The organism is Pseudomonas sp. YeP6b, assembly GCF_025642995.1.
Taxonomy (GTDB): Bacteria; Pseudomonadota; Gammaproteobacteria; order Pseudomonadales; family Pseudomonadaceae; genus Aquipseudomonas.
The window spans coordinates 4903320-4916329 of record NZ_CP080090.1 but is presented as its reverse complement, the minus strand read 5'-3'; the positions used below and the strand labels follow the sequence as shown (position 1 = coordinate 4916329).

Here is a 13010-nt window from a genome sequence, read left to right as displayed (position 1 = left end):
CAATAGCCGCCGTTACCGCAGCAACGGATATGTACTCATATCTACCTAAAACCCCGCCAAAAGCTTAGCGCAACACAAAAAGTTGCGTAGATACCTATGCTGCGATACCGGTGTATCAGTCACAGAAATTCCAACTGACCCACCGCTATCGCAGGCAAGCCAGCTCCCACATTTGTTTTGTAGTGTTCGCTCTTCCCGAATTACCAGACAACTCTGGCATAACACTTGCTCTTGCCTTTCCGTAGATCTATGAATCCCCGAATAGTGACGGATTATTGGCATGGCGAAGAGCGACGACGCAGCAACACCACCCGCAAGCAAGGGCAAGCTCAAGCTTATCCTGTTGATTGTGCTGGGCCTGCTCCTGGCCATCGGCGCCTCGGTTGGCGGCACCTGGTACATCATGCACAGCAGCGCGAGCAAACCGGCACCCGCCGCCGAAACCGCCAGTAACGTCAAGCAACCGGCAATCTTCGAGCCGATGCTTCCGGCCTTTGTGGCCAACTTCAACCAAAATGGGCGTCAACGCTACCTGCAGGTGAGCATCACCTTGCTGGCGCGTAACCAGGCGGACCTGGATGCGCTCAAAGTGCACATGCCGGTGATTCGCAACAACCTGGTGATGCTGTTCTCCGGGCAGAGCTTCGACAGCCTGGCCACCCCGGTCGGCCAGGAAATGCTGCGCCAGAAGGTCACTGCCAGCGTGCAGGAAGTGTCCCAGAAAGAGCTCGGCAAAGTCGTGGTCGAGCAGGCGCTCTTCACTAACTTCGTATTGCAGTAGGATCACGACATGGCCGTGCAAGACCTGCTGTCCCAGGATGAAATCGACGCGCTGTTGCATGGTGTCGACGATGGTCTGGTACAGACCGAAATGGCTGCCGAGCCCGGCAGCGTCAAAAGTTATGACCTGACCAGCCAGGATCGCATCGTCCGTGGACGCATGCCGACGCTGGAGATGATCAACGAACGTTTCGCCCGCTACACCCGTATCAGCATGTTCAACATGCTGCGCCGCTCGGCGGACGTGGCGGTGGGCGGTGTGCAGGTGATGAAGTTCGGCGAGTACGTGCACTCGCTGTACGTGCCCACCAGCCTCAACCTGGTCAAGATCAAGCCGTTGCGCGGCACCGCGCTGTTCATCCTCGACGCCAAGCTGGTGTTCAAGCTGGTGGACAACTTCTTCGGCGGCGACGGCCGTCACGCCAAGATCGAAGGCCGTGAATTCACCCCCACCGAGTTGCGGGTGGTGCGCATGGTGCTGGAGCAGGCCTTCATCGACTTGAAGGAAGCCTGGCAGGCGATCATGGAAGTCAATTTCGAGTACATCAACTCGGAAGTGAACCCGGCCATGGCCAACATCGTTGGCCCCAGCGAAGCCATTGTGGTGTCCACCTTCCACATCGAACTCGATGGTGGCGGCGGCGACCTGCACGTGACCATGCCGTACTCGATGATCGAGCCGGTGCGCGAGATGCTCGACGCCGGTTTCCAGTCCGACCTGGACGACCAGGACGAACGCTGGGTCAAGGCCTTGCGCGAAGACCTGCTCGACGTCGACGTACCCCTGAGCGCCACCGTGGCCCGTCGCCAGCTGCGTTTGCGCGATATTTTGCATATGCAGCCGGGGGACATCATTCCCGTCGAGTTGCCGGAAGAACTGATCATGCGTGCCAGCGGCGTGCCGTCGTTCAAGGTCAAGCTGGGTTCGCACAAAGGCAACCTGGCGTTGCAAGTGATCGAACCGATTAACCGTCGCTGAAACGCCGCTACTGTTGCACCCCTATTTATGAAAGCTGCTTCGCCGAGGACATGTAATGGCTACCGAACACGAAAATACTTCCGCCGAAGACCAGGCCCTGGCTGACGAATGGGCTGCGGCCCTGGAAGAAACCGGCGATGTCGGCCAAGACGATATTGACGCGCTGTTGGCCGCCGATGCCGCCACCGCGCCGGCCGGTAACCGCATGCCGATGGAAGAATTCGGCAGCGTGCCGAAGAACAACGACCCGGTGTCCCTCGACGGCCCGAACCTGGATGTGATCCTCGACATTCCGGTGTCGATTTCCATGGAAGTGGGCAGCACCGACATCAACATCCGCAACCTGTTGCAGCTCAACCAAGGCTCGGTGATCGAGCTGGATCGCCTGGCGGGTGAGCCGTTGGACGTGCTGGTCAACGGCACGCTGATCGCCCATGGCGAGGTGGTGGTGGTCAACGAGAAGTTCGGCATCCGCCTGACGGACGTGATCAGCCCGAGCGAACGCATCAAGAAGCTGCGCTGATATGAAGTATTCGATGGCGGGACTTTTTCTGGCGCTGCCATTGAGCGCCCTGGCGGCTGAGCCGATTGCGCAAGCGACGGCTGCGGCGCCTGTCGTCAGCAGTGGCATTGGCGGGCAACTGACCCAGCTGGTGCTGGGGCTGTTGCTGGTGGTCGGATTGATTTTCGTGCTGGCCTGGTTGATGCGTCGCGTGCAGCGCATCGGCCCGGGCGATGGCCAGGTCATCGAGATGATCGGTTCGCGTGCCCTTGGCCCGCGTGATCGACTGGTGCTGGTGCAAGTCGGTGAGGAACAGATTCTGCTGGGTATCACGCCCGGCCGCATCACCCCGCTGCACGTGCTCAAGTCGCCGGTGGAGATGGCCAAGACCGAGGGTGCCACGCCAGAATTCGCTCAGCGCCTGATGGAATTGCTGGGCAAGGATCAGAAGGATAAGAAGTAATGCGCGTTTTATTGACGCTCATGCTGTTGCTGGCCGCGCCGTTGGCGTTTGCGGCCGACCCGTTGTCGATCCCGGCGATCACGCTGGGTACCAACGCTGCCGGCGCTCAGGAATACTCGGTCAGTCTGCAGATCCTGCTGATCATGACCGCGCTGAGTTTTATCCCGGCGTTTGTCATGCTGATGACCAGCTTTACGCGGATCATCATCGTGTTCTCGATTCTGCGTCAGGCTTTGGGCCTGCAGCAGACGCCGTCGAACCAGATCCTGACTGGCATGGCCTTGTTTTTGACGCTGTTCATCATGGCGCCGGTGTTCGATAAGGTGAACCAGCAAGCCCTGCAACCGTACCTGGCCGAGAAACTCAGCGCCCAGGACGCGATCGACAAGGCCCAAGGCCCGATCAAGGACTTCATGCTGTCGCAGACCCGTTCCAGCGACCTTGAGCTGTTTATGCGCCTGTCCAAGCGCACCGACATCGCCACCCCGGATCAGGCGCCGCTGACCACCCTGGTGCCGGCGTTTGTCACCTCCGAATTGAAGACCGCGTTCCAGATCGGCTTCATGATCTTCATCCCGTTCCTGATCATCGACTTGGTGGTGGCGAGCGTGCTGATGGCCATGGGTATGATGATGCTGTCGCCGCTGATTATTTCGCTGCCGTTCAAGATCATGCTGTTTGTGCTGGTGGACGGCTGGGCGCTGATTATCGGCACGCTGGCCAGCAGTTTCGGCGGAGTGTAGCGCCATGACTCCCGAAGTAGCCGTCGACCTGTTCCGTGAAGCGCTGTGGCTGACCACCATGATGGTCGCCGTGCTGGTGGTGCCGAGCCTGTTGGTCGGCCTGCTGGTGGCGATGTTCCAGGCCGCCACCCAGATCAACGAACAGACCTTGAGCTTCCTTCCGCGTTTGCTGGTGATGCTGATCACTCTTATTGTCGCTGGCCCGTGGCTGGTGCAAACCTTTATGGAATACATCCTGCAGCTGTACGGCAGTATTCCGCAGTTGATCGGCTGAGCCGATGCAGTCTTTGTTGGCGTTGACCGACACCCAGATCAGTACCTGGGTGGCGTCTTTCATCCTGCCGATGTTCCGCGTCACGGCGGTGCTGATGACCATGCCGGTGTTCGGTACAACCTTGGTGCCACGGCGCATTCGCTTGTATTTCGCCTTCGCGATTACCGTGGTGATCGTGCCCGGGCTGCCGCCGATGCCGCCGGTGAACGCCCTGGACTTGAGTGCATTGCTGCTGATTGCCGAGCAGATCCTGATCGGCGCGCTGTTGGGCTTCTCGCTGACGTTGTTCTTCCAGGCGTTTGTGATTGCCGGGCAAATCATCTCGGTGCAGATGGGCATGGGCTTCGCCTCTATGGTCGACCCCACCAACGGCGTGTCGGCGGCGGTGATCGGGCAATTCCTGACCATGCTGGTGACCTTGCTGTTCCTGGCCATGAACGGCCACTTGGTGGCGTTCGAGGTGATGACCGAAAGCTTCACCACCTTGCCGGTCGGCTCAGGGTTGGTGGTCAGTCATTTCTGGGAACTGGTAGGGCGTCTCAGTTGGGTCATGGGCGCCTCATTGTTGCTGGTGCTGCCGGCGATCACCGCGCTGCTGGTGGTCAATATCGCGTTCGGGGTGATGACCCGTGCGGCGCCGCAGCTGAACATTTTTTCGATTGGTTTCCCGTTGACCCTGGTGTTGGGCATGGGGATTTTCTGGGTCGGCTTGGCTGACATTCTCAATCAGTATCAACCGCTGGCGACCGACGCCTTGCAGTTCTTACGTGATCTGGCACGGGCGCGCTAAGCCATGGCCGAGAGCGAGAGTGGTCAGGACAAAACAGAAGACCCCACGGAGAAACGTAAAAAGGACTCCAGGGAAAAGGGCGAGATTGCGCGCTCTAAAGAACTCAATACCTTCGCGACCATGATGGCCGGTGCCGGTGCCTTGCTGATTTATGGCGGTGGTCTGGCGCTGGACCTGATGGAGTTGATGAAACACAACTTCGCCTTGCCGCGTGAGGTGTTGCTCAACCCCGACGCCATGGGTCAATACCTGCTGCATTCGGGGAAAATAGCGCTCCTGGCGGTACAGCCGATCCTGATCACCTTACTGCTGGCGGCGCTGATCGGCCCGGTCGCCCTTGGCGGCTGGCTGTTTGCTGCGGGTAGCATGGCGCCCAAATTCAGCCGTATGAACCCGGGCGCCGGCCTCAAGCGCATGTTTTCGGCCAAGGCCCTGATGGAATTGCTCAAGGCGCTGGCCAAATTCATCCTGATTCTGTTTGTGGCCATGGTGGTGCTGACCTCCGACATCGACGACCTGCTGCGCATCGCTCATGAGCCGCTGGAGTCAGCAATCATTCATAGCGTGCAAGTGGTGGGCTGGAGTGCGCTGTGGATGGCCCTCGGGCTGATCCTGATTGCCGCTGTGGATGCGCCGATCCAGCTGTGGGAGAGCCACAAGAAGCTGCTGATGACCAAGCAGGAAGTGCGCGATGAGCACAAGGACCAAGAGGGCCGCCCGGAGGTCAAGCAACGCATTCGCCAACTGCAGCGGGAAATGTCCCAGCGCAAGATGATGGCGGCGGTGCCGGACGCCGACGTGGTCATCACCAACCCGACCCACTACGCCGTGGCGCTCAAGTACGACCCGGAGAAGGGCGGCGCGCCGATGTTGCTGGCTAAGGGCAGCGACTTTACCGCGCTGAAAATCCGCGAAATTGCCGTGGCAAACGACATTCTGTTGCTGGAGTCTCCGGAACTGGCGCGGTCGATCTTCTATTCCACTGACCTGGACCAGGAAATTCCTGCCGGGTTGTACTTGGCGGTGGCGCAGGTGTTGGCGTACGTCTATCAGATCCGCCAATACCGCGCGGGCAAGGGCAAGCGGCCTGACCCCCTGAAAGACCTGCCGATTCCGCCGGATTTACGTCGCGATTCCTGAGCCATCCTGCGCCGACGCTATCGCGGGCACGCCCGGCTCCCACCCTTGAGCGCATTCCCCTGTGGGCACAGGGCTTGCCCGCGATGGCGGCATAACAGCCAGCGGGATACCCAGGGTTTGCCCCTACCATTTGTCTAAAGTCTGGCCTTACCTGGTAACTTTGACAGTACCCATTGCACGGCCTTCACTGTTTGATAGAGCGGCGAGGCGCGCCTTTATGCGCGGCTCGGGAGAGCGGTCATGGACAGGGGTACGGTCAGGTGGTTTGACGCAGTCAAGGGCATTGGTTTTATCGCCCAGGACCGCGATGGCAATGCGGTGCCCGTTGAGTCGGCGGGTAATAAATGCAGCGCAGTCGATGAGTTGCTGGCGCCGCCCAAGGCGCGAAAATCTCGCCAGCGAAAAAAATCATCCGAGGTCTGATCCGGCGACGCTCAAAACCTTGAGCGCAGTTTCTGTGGCGAGCGGGCCTGTTGTGGCGCGCGGGCTTGCCCCGCGTTGGGCTGCGAAGCAGCCCCAATAGGACCACCACATTCCTTCAGGCAAACCACACCTTCAGGTTTTAGGGCCGCTTCGCAGCCCAGCGCGGGGCAAGCCCGCTCGCCACAGGAAGCCTCTACCACCCGCCGCTAACACTCGTCTACCTGTCAACTTTGACAGTAGCCAGCGACGCCTTCCTGCGGTTCCATGACAGCACACACTGCGCACAAGTCGTTATGAGATGCAGAGGGAGCGGTGATGGAAGCGGTGACGCGCACGATCAAGTCGTATAGCCAAAAAACCGGGGAAGGTTGGATTGCACTAGATAGCGGCGAAGAGCCCGTGCGTGTGGATCTGAGGAGTTCGGGTGAGCGTTGGCTGAAAAATGGCCAGCGCGTGCAATTCGCGAGGATTCATCGGCCCGCGGGCATCTTCGCGTTCCATATCAAGATTATTTAGCGACGTGCGTACGGGGTCTCGAACGCGAAGTCAGGAGAACGGCAATGGCAAAAGGCAAAGTGAAGTGGTTTAACGCGGAAAAGGGCTTTGGTTTTATTACGCCTAACGATGGGAGCCCGGATGTTTTCGTCCATTATTCGGCAATCACAGCGGCTGGGTTCAAAACGTTGGAAGAGCAACAAGAGGTAGAGTTCGACACTGCCCAGGGGCCAAAAGGGCTGCAGGCTGAGAATGTGAAGGCTCTATGATCATTTCCACGCTCCCGCGTGGGAACGATCAGTCTGTTGATCCTACCTAGAGTTTGCCCGGTTGGGCCTCGCGTGACGGCTCCCTGTCATCCAGCAATCGCTCAGCCAACAATCGCCCCACTTCAATCAACTGCGCAATGCCCAGCGCGCCTTCTCGCTGTGTGCCTTCCAGGTCAAAGGCGAAGTCGCAGGTCAGGGCGTGGGCGGAAGCCAGGGTTTCGGTGAGGTTGACCAGCAGGTCTTCGCTGCTGATGTTGTCGATGAGGGTGAAGAGTACGGTGGGCGGGGGATTTGGGGTGGGTTTGATCATTGTGAAGCTCCTTACGAAAGTGGAGCCGCCACTGATCGCCGCGACGCGATGGAGGGTGGCAGCTGTACGCAGGTTCGCGGACCGGTCAAGGAGCAACCCGGCATACCCGAAGGTATCCCGCGCACAGCCGCCATAGCGCCGCACAGTAGACGATAAAAAACCGCTTACTGAAAGGGAGATGGTGCTTTTGCTCCGTAGTAAACCGGGCCGCGACGCCCGGCCGCTGCGGCCGCTGCGGTTGCAGCGGTGTACGGAGACTAGAGAGCGAGTTTCCTAGGGGCAACCTTAAAACCCTGTCGGAAATTTCCTCAATGGCAGCAGATGTACACAGATCCAAATGTGGGAGCTGGCTTGCCTGCGATGACTGACTCATGGCTGGCCCTTGAGGTGACTGGCACACCGCAATCGCAGGCAAGCCAGCTCCCACCCTTGAATCGGTTCCCACGCGACGATCGTCGGCCTGAATCCAAAGTTGGAAGGCTTCTTGCAATACCGCTTCCAGGACGCCTCACAGCGTCAAAACTTTGCTTCAAGGAACACGAGGAATACCGGTGGTAGATCGCTCTCAAATGCTCAACACGGCCCGTGGCACCCTGACTGACTTGTCGCGGGGCAACCTGGGTGTGCCGTTGTTGCTGCTGGTGATGCTGGCAATGATGATGTTGCCGATGCCGCCGTTCCTGCTCGACGTGTTTTTCACCTTCAACATCGCCCTGTCTGTCGTCGTGCTGCTGGTCTGCGTCTACGCCCTGCGGCCGTTGGATTTCGCGGTGTTCCCCACCATTCTGTTGATCGCAACCCTGCTGCGCCTGGCGCTGAACGTGGCGTCCACGCGGGTGGTCATGCTCCACGGCCAGGACGGCCACGCCGCCGCCGGTAAGGTGATCCAGGCCTTCGGTGAGGTGGTGATCGGCGGTAACTACGTGGTCGGTATCGTGGTGTTTGCGATCCTGATGATCATCAACTTCGTGGTGGTGACCAAGGGCGCCGGGCGGATTTCTGAGGTGAGCGCGCGGTTTACCCTCGACGCCATGCCCGGCAAGCAAATGGCGATCGACGCCGACCTCAATGCCGGCCTGATCGACCAGAACCAAGCCAAATCCCGTCGCCTGGAAGTCGCCCAGGAAGCCGAGTTCTACGGCTCCATGGACGGTGCCAGCAAATTCGTACGCGGTGATGCCATCGCCGGTCTGTTGATTCTGTTCATCAACTTGATCGGCGGGATAGCCGTCGGCATCTTCCAACACGGCATGACCTTCGGCGATGCGGGCAGGGTGTACGCCTTGCTGACCATCGGTGACGGTTTAGTGGCGCAATTGCCATCACTGTTGTTATCCACAGCGGCGGCCATCATGGTCACCCGTGCTTCGGGCTCCGAAGACATGGGCAAGCAGATCAGCCGGCAGATGTTCGCATCGCCCAAGGCCCTGGCCGTGGCGGCCGGCATCATGGCGATCATGGGCATCGTGCCGGGCATGCCCCACGTATCATTCCTGACCATGGCGGCCCTGGCCGGTGGCGGCGCCTACCTGTTCTGGAAAAAGCAAAACGCCGTCAAGGTTCAAGCGTTGCAGGAGGTCGCGCGTCAGCAGGAGTTGCTGCCATCCCCGGCCCGCACCCAGGAAACCAAGGAGCTGGGCTGGGACGACGTAACCCCGATAGACATGATCGGCCTGGAAGTCGGCTACCGCCTGATTCCGCTGGTGGACCGCAACCAAGGTGGGCAATTGCTCGCGCGGATCAAGGGCGTGCGTAAGAAGCTGTCCCAAGACCTGGGCTTCTTGATGCCCACCGTGCATATCCGCGACAACCTCGACCTGGCACCCAGCGCCTACCGCCTGACCCTGATGGGCGTGATCCTCGCCGAAGCCGAGATTTACCCCGACCGCGAACTGGCGATCAACCCCGGTCAAGTCTTCGGCACGCTCAACGGCATCACCGCCAAAGATCCGGCTTTTGGCCTGGAAGCGGTGTGGATCGAAGTCAGCCAGCGCAGCCAGGCGCAATCGCTGGGGTACACCGTGGTCGACGCCAGCACGGTGGTCGCCACCCACCTTAACCAGATTCTGTACAAGCACTCCCACGAGCTGATCGGCCATGAGGAAGTCCAGCAATTGATGGGTTTGCTGGCCAAAGCCTCGCCAAAATTGGCCGAAGAGCTGGTGCCGGGTGTGTTGTCGCTGTCGCAATTGCTCAAGGTGTTGCAGGCGTTGCTCGCCGAACAGGTGCCGGTACGCGACATTCGCAGCATTGCCGAGGCCATCGCTAACAATGCCGCTAAGAGTCAAGATACTGCCGCGCTGGTGGCGGCGGTGCGCGTCGGGTTGTCCCGCGCAATCGTGCAAAGCATTGTAGGGGTTGAGTCTGAGCTGCCTGTGATCACCTTGGAGCCAAGGTTGGAACAGATATTGCTCAATAGTATTCAGAAGGCCGGACAAGGCCAGGAAGAAGGCGTTCTGCTGGAGCCAAGCATGGCTGAAAAGCTGCAGCGTTCGTTGATCGAAGCCGCTCAGCGCCAGGAAATGCAGGGCCACCCAGTGATTCTGCTGGTGGCAGGCCCGGTCCGCGCGATGTTGTCGCGGTTTGGACGCCTGGCAGTGCCGAATTTGCACGTTTTGGCTTATCAGGAAATTCCTGACAACAAGCAAGTGACTATCGTCGCGACAGTAGGGCCCAACGGCTGAGGTAGTGGGATATGCAAGTTAAGCGTTTTTTCGCCGCCGATATGCGTCAGGCCATGAAACTGGTACGTGATGAGCTGGGCGCCGATGCCGCGATTATCGGTAACCGTCGTATTGCCGGCGGTGTCGAGCTGACGGCTGCCCTGGATTACACGCCCTCGGCGCTGGCGCCGCGCGTGCCGAACATGGAACTCGAAGACGAGTTGCGCAAGACCGCCTCGCGCATTGTCTCGGCCCAGGCTGAGCTGAGCATGCGTGGCGACAGCGACGCCACCACCAATCGCCAGCTGTTCGCCGGCCTGCCGCTTACTGCTTCCGAGCCGCTGGTGGAACCAACATTCAAAGAGCCGCCACGTCCTGCAGCGCCGGCACCGGCCGCCGCAGTCGACCAGCGCGTGTTTGATTCGATGCGTTTTGAACTCAATGGCCTGCGTGAGCTGCTCGAAGTACAGTTGGGCTCCTTGGCGTGGAACCAGTTGCAAGGCAGTAAGCCGCAACAGGCTAACCTGTGGCGTCGCCTGCAACGGATCGGCCTGTCCGGCCCGTTGTCCCGTGACTTGCTGGCGCTCACCGCCGAGGTCGAAGAACCTCGCCAAGCCTGGCGCATGTTGCTGGCGCACTTGGCGCGCATGATCGTCACCCCGGAAATCGAACCCCTGGAAGAGGGCGGTGTGATTGCCATGGTCGGCCCTGCCGGCATGGGCAAGACCACCACCCTGGCCAAGCTGGCGGCGCGTTATGTGCTCAAGTACGGCGCGCAGAACATCGCGCTGGTGAGCATGGACAGCTACCGCATCGGCGCCCAGGAGCAGCTCAAGACCCTGGGCCGCATCCTCAATGTGTCGGTGACCCACGTCGACCCGGGCCAGTCCCTGGCCAACGCCCTCGACCCGCTGCTGCGCAAGCGCGTGGTGCTGATCGACACCGCCGGCCTGCAAGCCAGCGACCCAGCGCTGCGAATGCAGCTGGAAAGCCTGGCCGGGCGTGGCATCAAGTCGAAGAATTACCTGGTGCTTGCAACCACCAGCCAGAAACAGGTTCTTACCGCTGCCTACCACAGCTACAAGCGCTGCGGCCTGGCCGGTTGCATCCTCACCAAGCTCGACGAAACCGCGAGCCTGGGCGAAGTGCTGAGCCTGGCTATCAGTCATGAATTACCGGTTGCTTACCTGACCGACGGGCCGCGGATTCCGGATGATCTGCATCTGCCGCGCCGTCATCAGTTGGTCAGCCGTGCTGTCAGCGTGCAAATGCAAGAAGAGCCTAGCGAGGAAGCGATGGCCGATATGTTCGCCGACCTTTACCACCACCCGGCAAAACGGGTCGGTTGAGGCGGGATGAACACCGTGAAATGTACCTACATCGATGGTCTGCAAGCGATTCACGCGGCCAAGCCATGTAGCCTGCGTCTAAGCAAGACAAGGTAAAGAAATAAAATGGGCAGCATGCATCCCGTACAGGTGATCGCGGTGACCGGCGGCAAAGGTGGCGTCGGGAAAACTAACGTGTCAGTGAATTTGTCCCTGGCCCTGGCAGAGCTTGGCCGTCGCGTCATGCTGCTGGATGCTGACCTGGGCCTGGCGAACGTCGACGTTCTGCTGGGGCTGACACCCAAACATACCCTTGCCGATGTGATCGAAGGCCGCTGCGAGCTGCGCGATGTGCTGCTGCAGGGCCCCGGTGGCATTCGTATCGTGCCCGCCGCCTCGGGCACCCAGAGCATGGTGCACCTGAGCCCGGCGCAGCATGCCGGCCTGATCCAGGCGTTCAGCGATATCGGCGACAACCTCGACGTGCTGGTGATCGACACCGCCGCCGGGATCGGCGAGTCGGTGGTCAGCTTTGTGCGCGCCGCGCAAGAAGTGTTGCTGGTGGTCTGCGACGAACCTACGTCGATCACCGACGCCTACGCCCTGATCAAATTGCTTAACCGTGACTACGGCATGAATCGCTTTCGCGTGTTGGCCAACATGGCCCAAAGCCCGCAAGAAGGGCGAAACCTGTTCGCCAAGTTGACCAAGGTCACGGATCGCTTCCTCGATGTCGCCCTACAATACGTGGGCGCAGTTCCCTATGACGAGTGTGTACGCAAGGCTGTGCAAAAGCAGCGTGCAGTCTACGAAGCGTTCCCTCGTTCCAAATGCGCATTGGCGTTCAAGGCTATTGCTCAGAAGGTCGATACTTGGCCGTTGCCCGCTAACCCTCGGGGGCATCTGGAGTTTTTCGTCGAGCGATTGGTGCATCAGACGAGCGCAGGACCGGTGCTATGACAGCCAGCGGCTACAACCTTTACAAAAAGTCGGCACGTGACAGCCAGGGCGAGTTGATCGAGCGCTATGCGCCGCTGGTCAAGCGCATTGCCTACCACTTGCTGGCACGCCTGCCCGCCAGCGTGCAGGTCGAAGACCTCATCCAGGCCGGCATGATTGGTTTGCTCGAAGTGTCGACCAAATACGACGCGAGCAAAGGCGCGAGTTTCGAGACGTATGCGGGTATTCGTATACGTGGCGCGATGCTCGATGAGGTGCGTAAAGGGGATTGGGCGCCGCGTTCGGTACACCGCAACACGCGAATGGTCAGTGACGCAATTCGCTCAATTGAAGCAAAAACCGGTCGTGACGCTAAAGATCATGAAGTTGCGGCCGAACTCCAATTGAGTCTCGACGATTACTACGGGATTTTGAACGATACCTTGGGCAGCCGCCTGTTCAGTTTCGACGACCTGTTGCAGGACGGCGAACACGAAGGGCTGCACGAGGATGGCGCGAGTGCACATCTGGAGCCGTCGCGCGACCTGGAAGACGAACGTTTCCAGGGGGCGTTGGCGGACGCGATTGCCAATTTGCCGGAGCGTGAGCGACTGGTGTTGTCGCTGTACTACGACGAAGAGCTGAACCTCAAGGAAATCGGTGAGGTCCTGGGGGTCAGCGAATCGCGTGTCAGCCAGTTGCACAGCCAGTGCGCAGCCCGCTTGCGGGGGCGATTGGGAGAGTGGCGCACGCGCTGACAGGCAGTGTGGGGACACTGCAGACGCTACCGCGAAGGCTGCATGCTTTCGCGGGTTCGTTGCGTGGTGCCCTGGGCAGTCCTTTTTGTGTAACGCCTGTTGATTGAAATGGCGCGTCCAGGTGCTGGGCGCGTTTAAGACTGCTTGGAGGTCG

Annotated in this window: 16 protein-coding genes; 15 read left to right on the top strand and 1 reads right to left on the bottom strand. The window is 59.9% G+C overall.

The genetic code is table 11. The annotated features are described in order from the left end of the window. Window positions 1-280: 280 nt before the first annotated feature. The 11 genes from fliL (at window position 281) to KZH41_RS22035 (ending at window position 6858) form a co-directional block, all read left to right on the top strand. Window positions 281-781 carry a flagellar basal body-associated protein FliL gene (gene fliL, locus KZH41_RS22085; protein WP_094950747.1) on the top strand — a complete coding sequence of 167 codons (501 nt, stop codon included), beginning with the start codon at window positions 281-283 and terminating at the stop codon, window positions 779-781. A 9-nt stretch (window positions 782-790) separates the two neighbouring features. Beyond that, the gene (gene fliM / locus KZH41_RS22080) at window positions 791-1759 is read left to right on the top strand and encodes a flagellar motor switch protein FliM (RefSeq protein ID WP_094950748.1); all 969 of its coding nucleotides are present in this window, start codon (window positions 791-793) and stop codon (window positions 1757-1759) included. A gap of 55 nt (window positions 1760-1814) precedes the next feature. Continuing rightward, window positions 1815-2282, top strand: coding sequence for a flagellar motor switch protein FliN (gene fliN / locus KZH41_RS22075; RefSeq protein ID WP_094950749.1), 468 nt, complete (start codon window positions 1815-1817; stop codon window positions 2280-2282). Between the two features lies 1 nt (window position 2283). After that, complete coding sequence (fliO, locus tag KZH41_RS22070; protein ID WP_263273705.1) at window positions 2284-2724, top strand: flagellar biosynthetic protein FliO; 441 nt, start codon at window positions 2284-2286, stop codon at window positions 2722-2724. Continuing rightward, the gene (gene fliP / locus KZH41_RS22065; RefSeq protein WP_263273704.1) at window positions 2724-3467 is read left to right on the top strand and encodes a flagellar type III secretion system pore protein FliP; all 744 of its coding nucleotides are present in this window, start codon (window positions 2724-2726) and stop codon (window positions 3465-3467) included. Before fliO ends, fliP begins: the two co-directional genes overlap by 1 nt. Before the next feature lie 4 nt (window positions 3468-3471). Further along, window positions 3472-3741, top strand: a complete 270-nt coding sequence (gene fliQ / locus KZH41_RS22060) for a flagellar biosynthesis protein FliQ (protein WP_003214552.1) — start codon at window positions 3472-3474, stop codon at window positions 3739-3741. 4 nt (window positions 3742-3745) lie between these two features. Next, window positions 3746-4531, top strand: a complete 786-nt coding sequence (gene fliR / locus KZH41_RS22055; RefSeq protein ID WP_094950752.1) for a flagellar biosynthetic protein FliR — start codon at window positions 3746-3748, stop codon at window positions 4529-4531. 3 nt (window positions 4532-4534) lie between these two features. Next, the gene (gene flhB / locus KZH41_RS22050; RefSeq protein ID WP_094950753.1) at window positions 4535-5671 is read left to right on the top strand and encodes a flagellar biosynthesis protein FlhB; all 1137 of its coding nucleotides are present in this window, start codon (window positions 4535-4537) and stop codon (window positions 5669-5671) included. Between the two features lie 240 nt (window positions 5672-5911). Beyond that, entirely contained in the window at window positions 5912-6094 is a 183-nt protein-coding gene (locus tag KZH41_RS22045; protein ID WP_094950754.1) for a cold-shock protein, read from the top strand. 315 nt (window positions 6095-6409) lie between these two features. After that, window positions 6410-6610: a cold shock domain-containing protein gene (locus tag KZH41_RS22040; RefSeq protein WP_263273703.1), complete on the top strand. Its 201-nt coding sequence runs from the start codon at window positions 6410-6412 to the stop codon at window positions 6608-6610. Between the two features lie 44 nt (window positions 6611-6654). Next, window positions 6655-6858 carry a cold-shock protein gene (locus KZH41_RS22035; protein ID WP_094950756.1) on the top strand — a complete coding sequence of 68 codons (204 nt, stop codon included), beginning with the start codon at window positions 6655-6657 and terminating at the stop codon, window positions 6856-6858. 46 nt (window positions 6859-6904) lie between these two features. On the opposite strand, the gene KZH41_RS22030 is transcribed toward KZH41_RS22035, so the two are convergent. Next, entirely contained in the window at window positions 6905-7168 is a 264-nt protein-coding gene (locus tag KZH41_RS22030; protein WP_094950757.1) for a DUF6124 family protein, read from the bottom strand. A 569-nt stretch (window positions 7169-7737) separates the two neighbouring features. Here KZH41_RS22030 and flhA point away from each other — a divergent pair. From flhA to fliA, 4 genes are all read left to right on the top strand, one after another. Next, the gene (gene flhA, locus KZH41_RS22025) at window positions 7738-9852 is read left to right on the top strand and encodes a flagellar biosynthesis protein FlhA (RefSeq protein WP_094950758.1); all 2115 of its coding nucleotides are present in this window, start codon (window positions 7738-7740) and stop codon (window positions 9850-9852) included. Window positions 9853-9863: 11 nt separating this feature from the next. Continuing rightward, window positions 9864-11180 (top strand): flagellar biosynthesis protein FlhF, encoded by a 1317-nt coding sequence (gene flhF, locus KZH41_RS22020; protein ID WP_094950759.1) that lies wholly within the window; start codon window positions 9864-9866, stop codon window positions 11178-11180. 105 nt (window positions 11181-11285) lie between these two features. After that, window positions 11286-12119 (top strand): flagellar synthesis regulator FleN, encoded by an 834-nt coding sequence (gene fleN / locus KZH41_RS22015; protein WP_003192912.1) that lies wholly within the window; start codon window positions 11286-11288, stop codon window positions 12117-12119. Next, a complete protein-coding gene (gene fliA, locus KZH41_RS22010) occupies window positions 12116-12856 on the top strand; it encodes an RNA polymerase sigma factor FliA (RefSeq protein WP_094950761.1) in 741 nt (246 codons plus the stop codon). The genes fleN and fliA overlap by 4 nt, the downstream gene beginning before the upstream one ends. Window positions 12857-13010: the final 154 nt, after the last annotated feature.

Bases quoted from the DNA above. Each gene is read 5' to 3' on its own strand.
- fliL (WP_094950747.1), top strand. From the start codon at position 281: ATGGCGAAGAGCGACGACGCAGCAACACCACCCGCAAGCAAGGGCAAG.
- fliM (WP_094950748.1), top strand. From the start codon at position 791: ATGGCCGTGCAAGACCTGCTGTCCCAGGATGAAATCGACGCGCTGTTG.
- fliN (WP_094950749.1), top strand. From the start codon at position 1,815: ATGGCTACCGAACACGAAAATACTTCCGCCGAAGACCAGGCCCTGGCT.
- fliO (WP_263273705.1), top strand. From the start codon at position 2,284: ATGAAGTATTCGATGGCGGGACTTTTTCTGGCGCTGCCATTGAGCGCC.
- fliP (WP_263273704.1), top strand. From the start codon at position 2,724: ATGCGCGTTTTATTGACGCTCATGCTGTTGCTGGCCGCGCCGTTGGCG.
- fliQ (WP_003214552.1), top strand. From the start codon at position 3,472: ATGACTCCCGAAGTAGCCGTCGACCTGTTCCGTGAAGCGCTGTGGCTG.
- fliR (WP_094950752.1), top strand. From the start codon at position 3,746: ATGCAGTCTTTGTTGGCGTTGACCGACACCCAGATCAGTACCTGGGTG.
- flhB (WP_094950753.1), top strand. From the start codon at position 4,535: ATGGCCGAGAGCGAGAGTGGTCAGGACAAAACAGAAGACCCCACGGAG.
- KZH41_RS22045 (WP_094950754.1), top strand. From the start codon at position 5,912: ATGGACAGGGGTACGGTCAGGTGGTTTGACGCAGTCAAGGGCATTGGT.
- KZH41_RS22040 (WP_263273703.1), top strand. From the start codon at position 6,410: ATGGAAGCGGTGACGCGCACGATCAAGTCGTATAGCCAAAAAACCGGG.
- KZH41_RS22035 (WP_094950756.1), top strand. From the start codon at position 6,655: ATGGCAAAAGGCAAAGTGAAGTGGTTTAACGCGGAAAAGGGCTTTGGT.
- KZH41_RS22030 (WP_094950757.1), bottom strand. From the start codon at position 7,168: ATGATCAAACCCACCCCAAATCCCCCGCCCACCGTACTCTTCACCCTC.
- flhA (WP_094950758.1), top strand. From the start codon at position 7,738: ATGCTCAACACGGCCCGTGGCACCCTGACTGACTTGTCGCGGGGCAAC.
- flhF (WP_094950759.1), top strand. From the start codon at position 9,864: ATGCAAGTTAAGCGTTTTTTCGCCGCCGATATGCGTCAGGCCATGAAA.
- fleN (WP_003192912.1), top strand. From the start codon at position 11,286: ATGGGCAGCATGCATCCCGTACAGGTGATCGCGGTGACCGGCGGCAAA.
- fliA (WP_094950761.1), top strand. From the start codon at position 12,116: ATGACAGCCAGCGGCTACAACCTTTACAAAAAGTCGGCACGTGACAGC.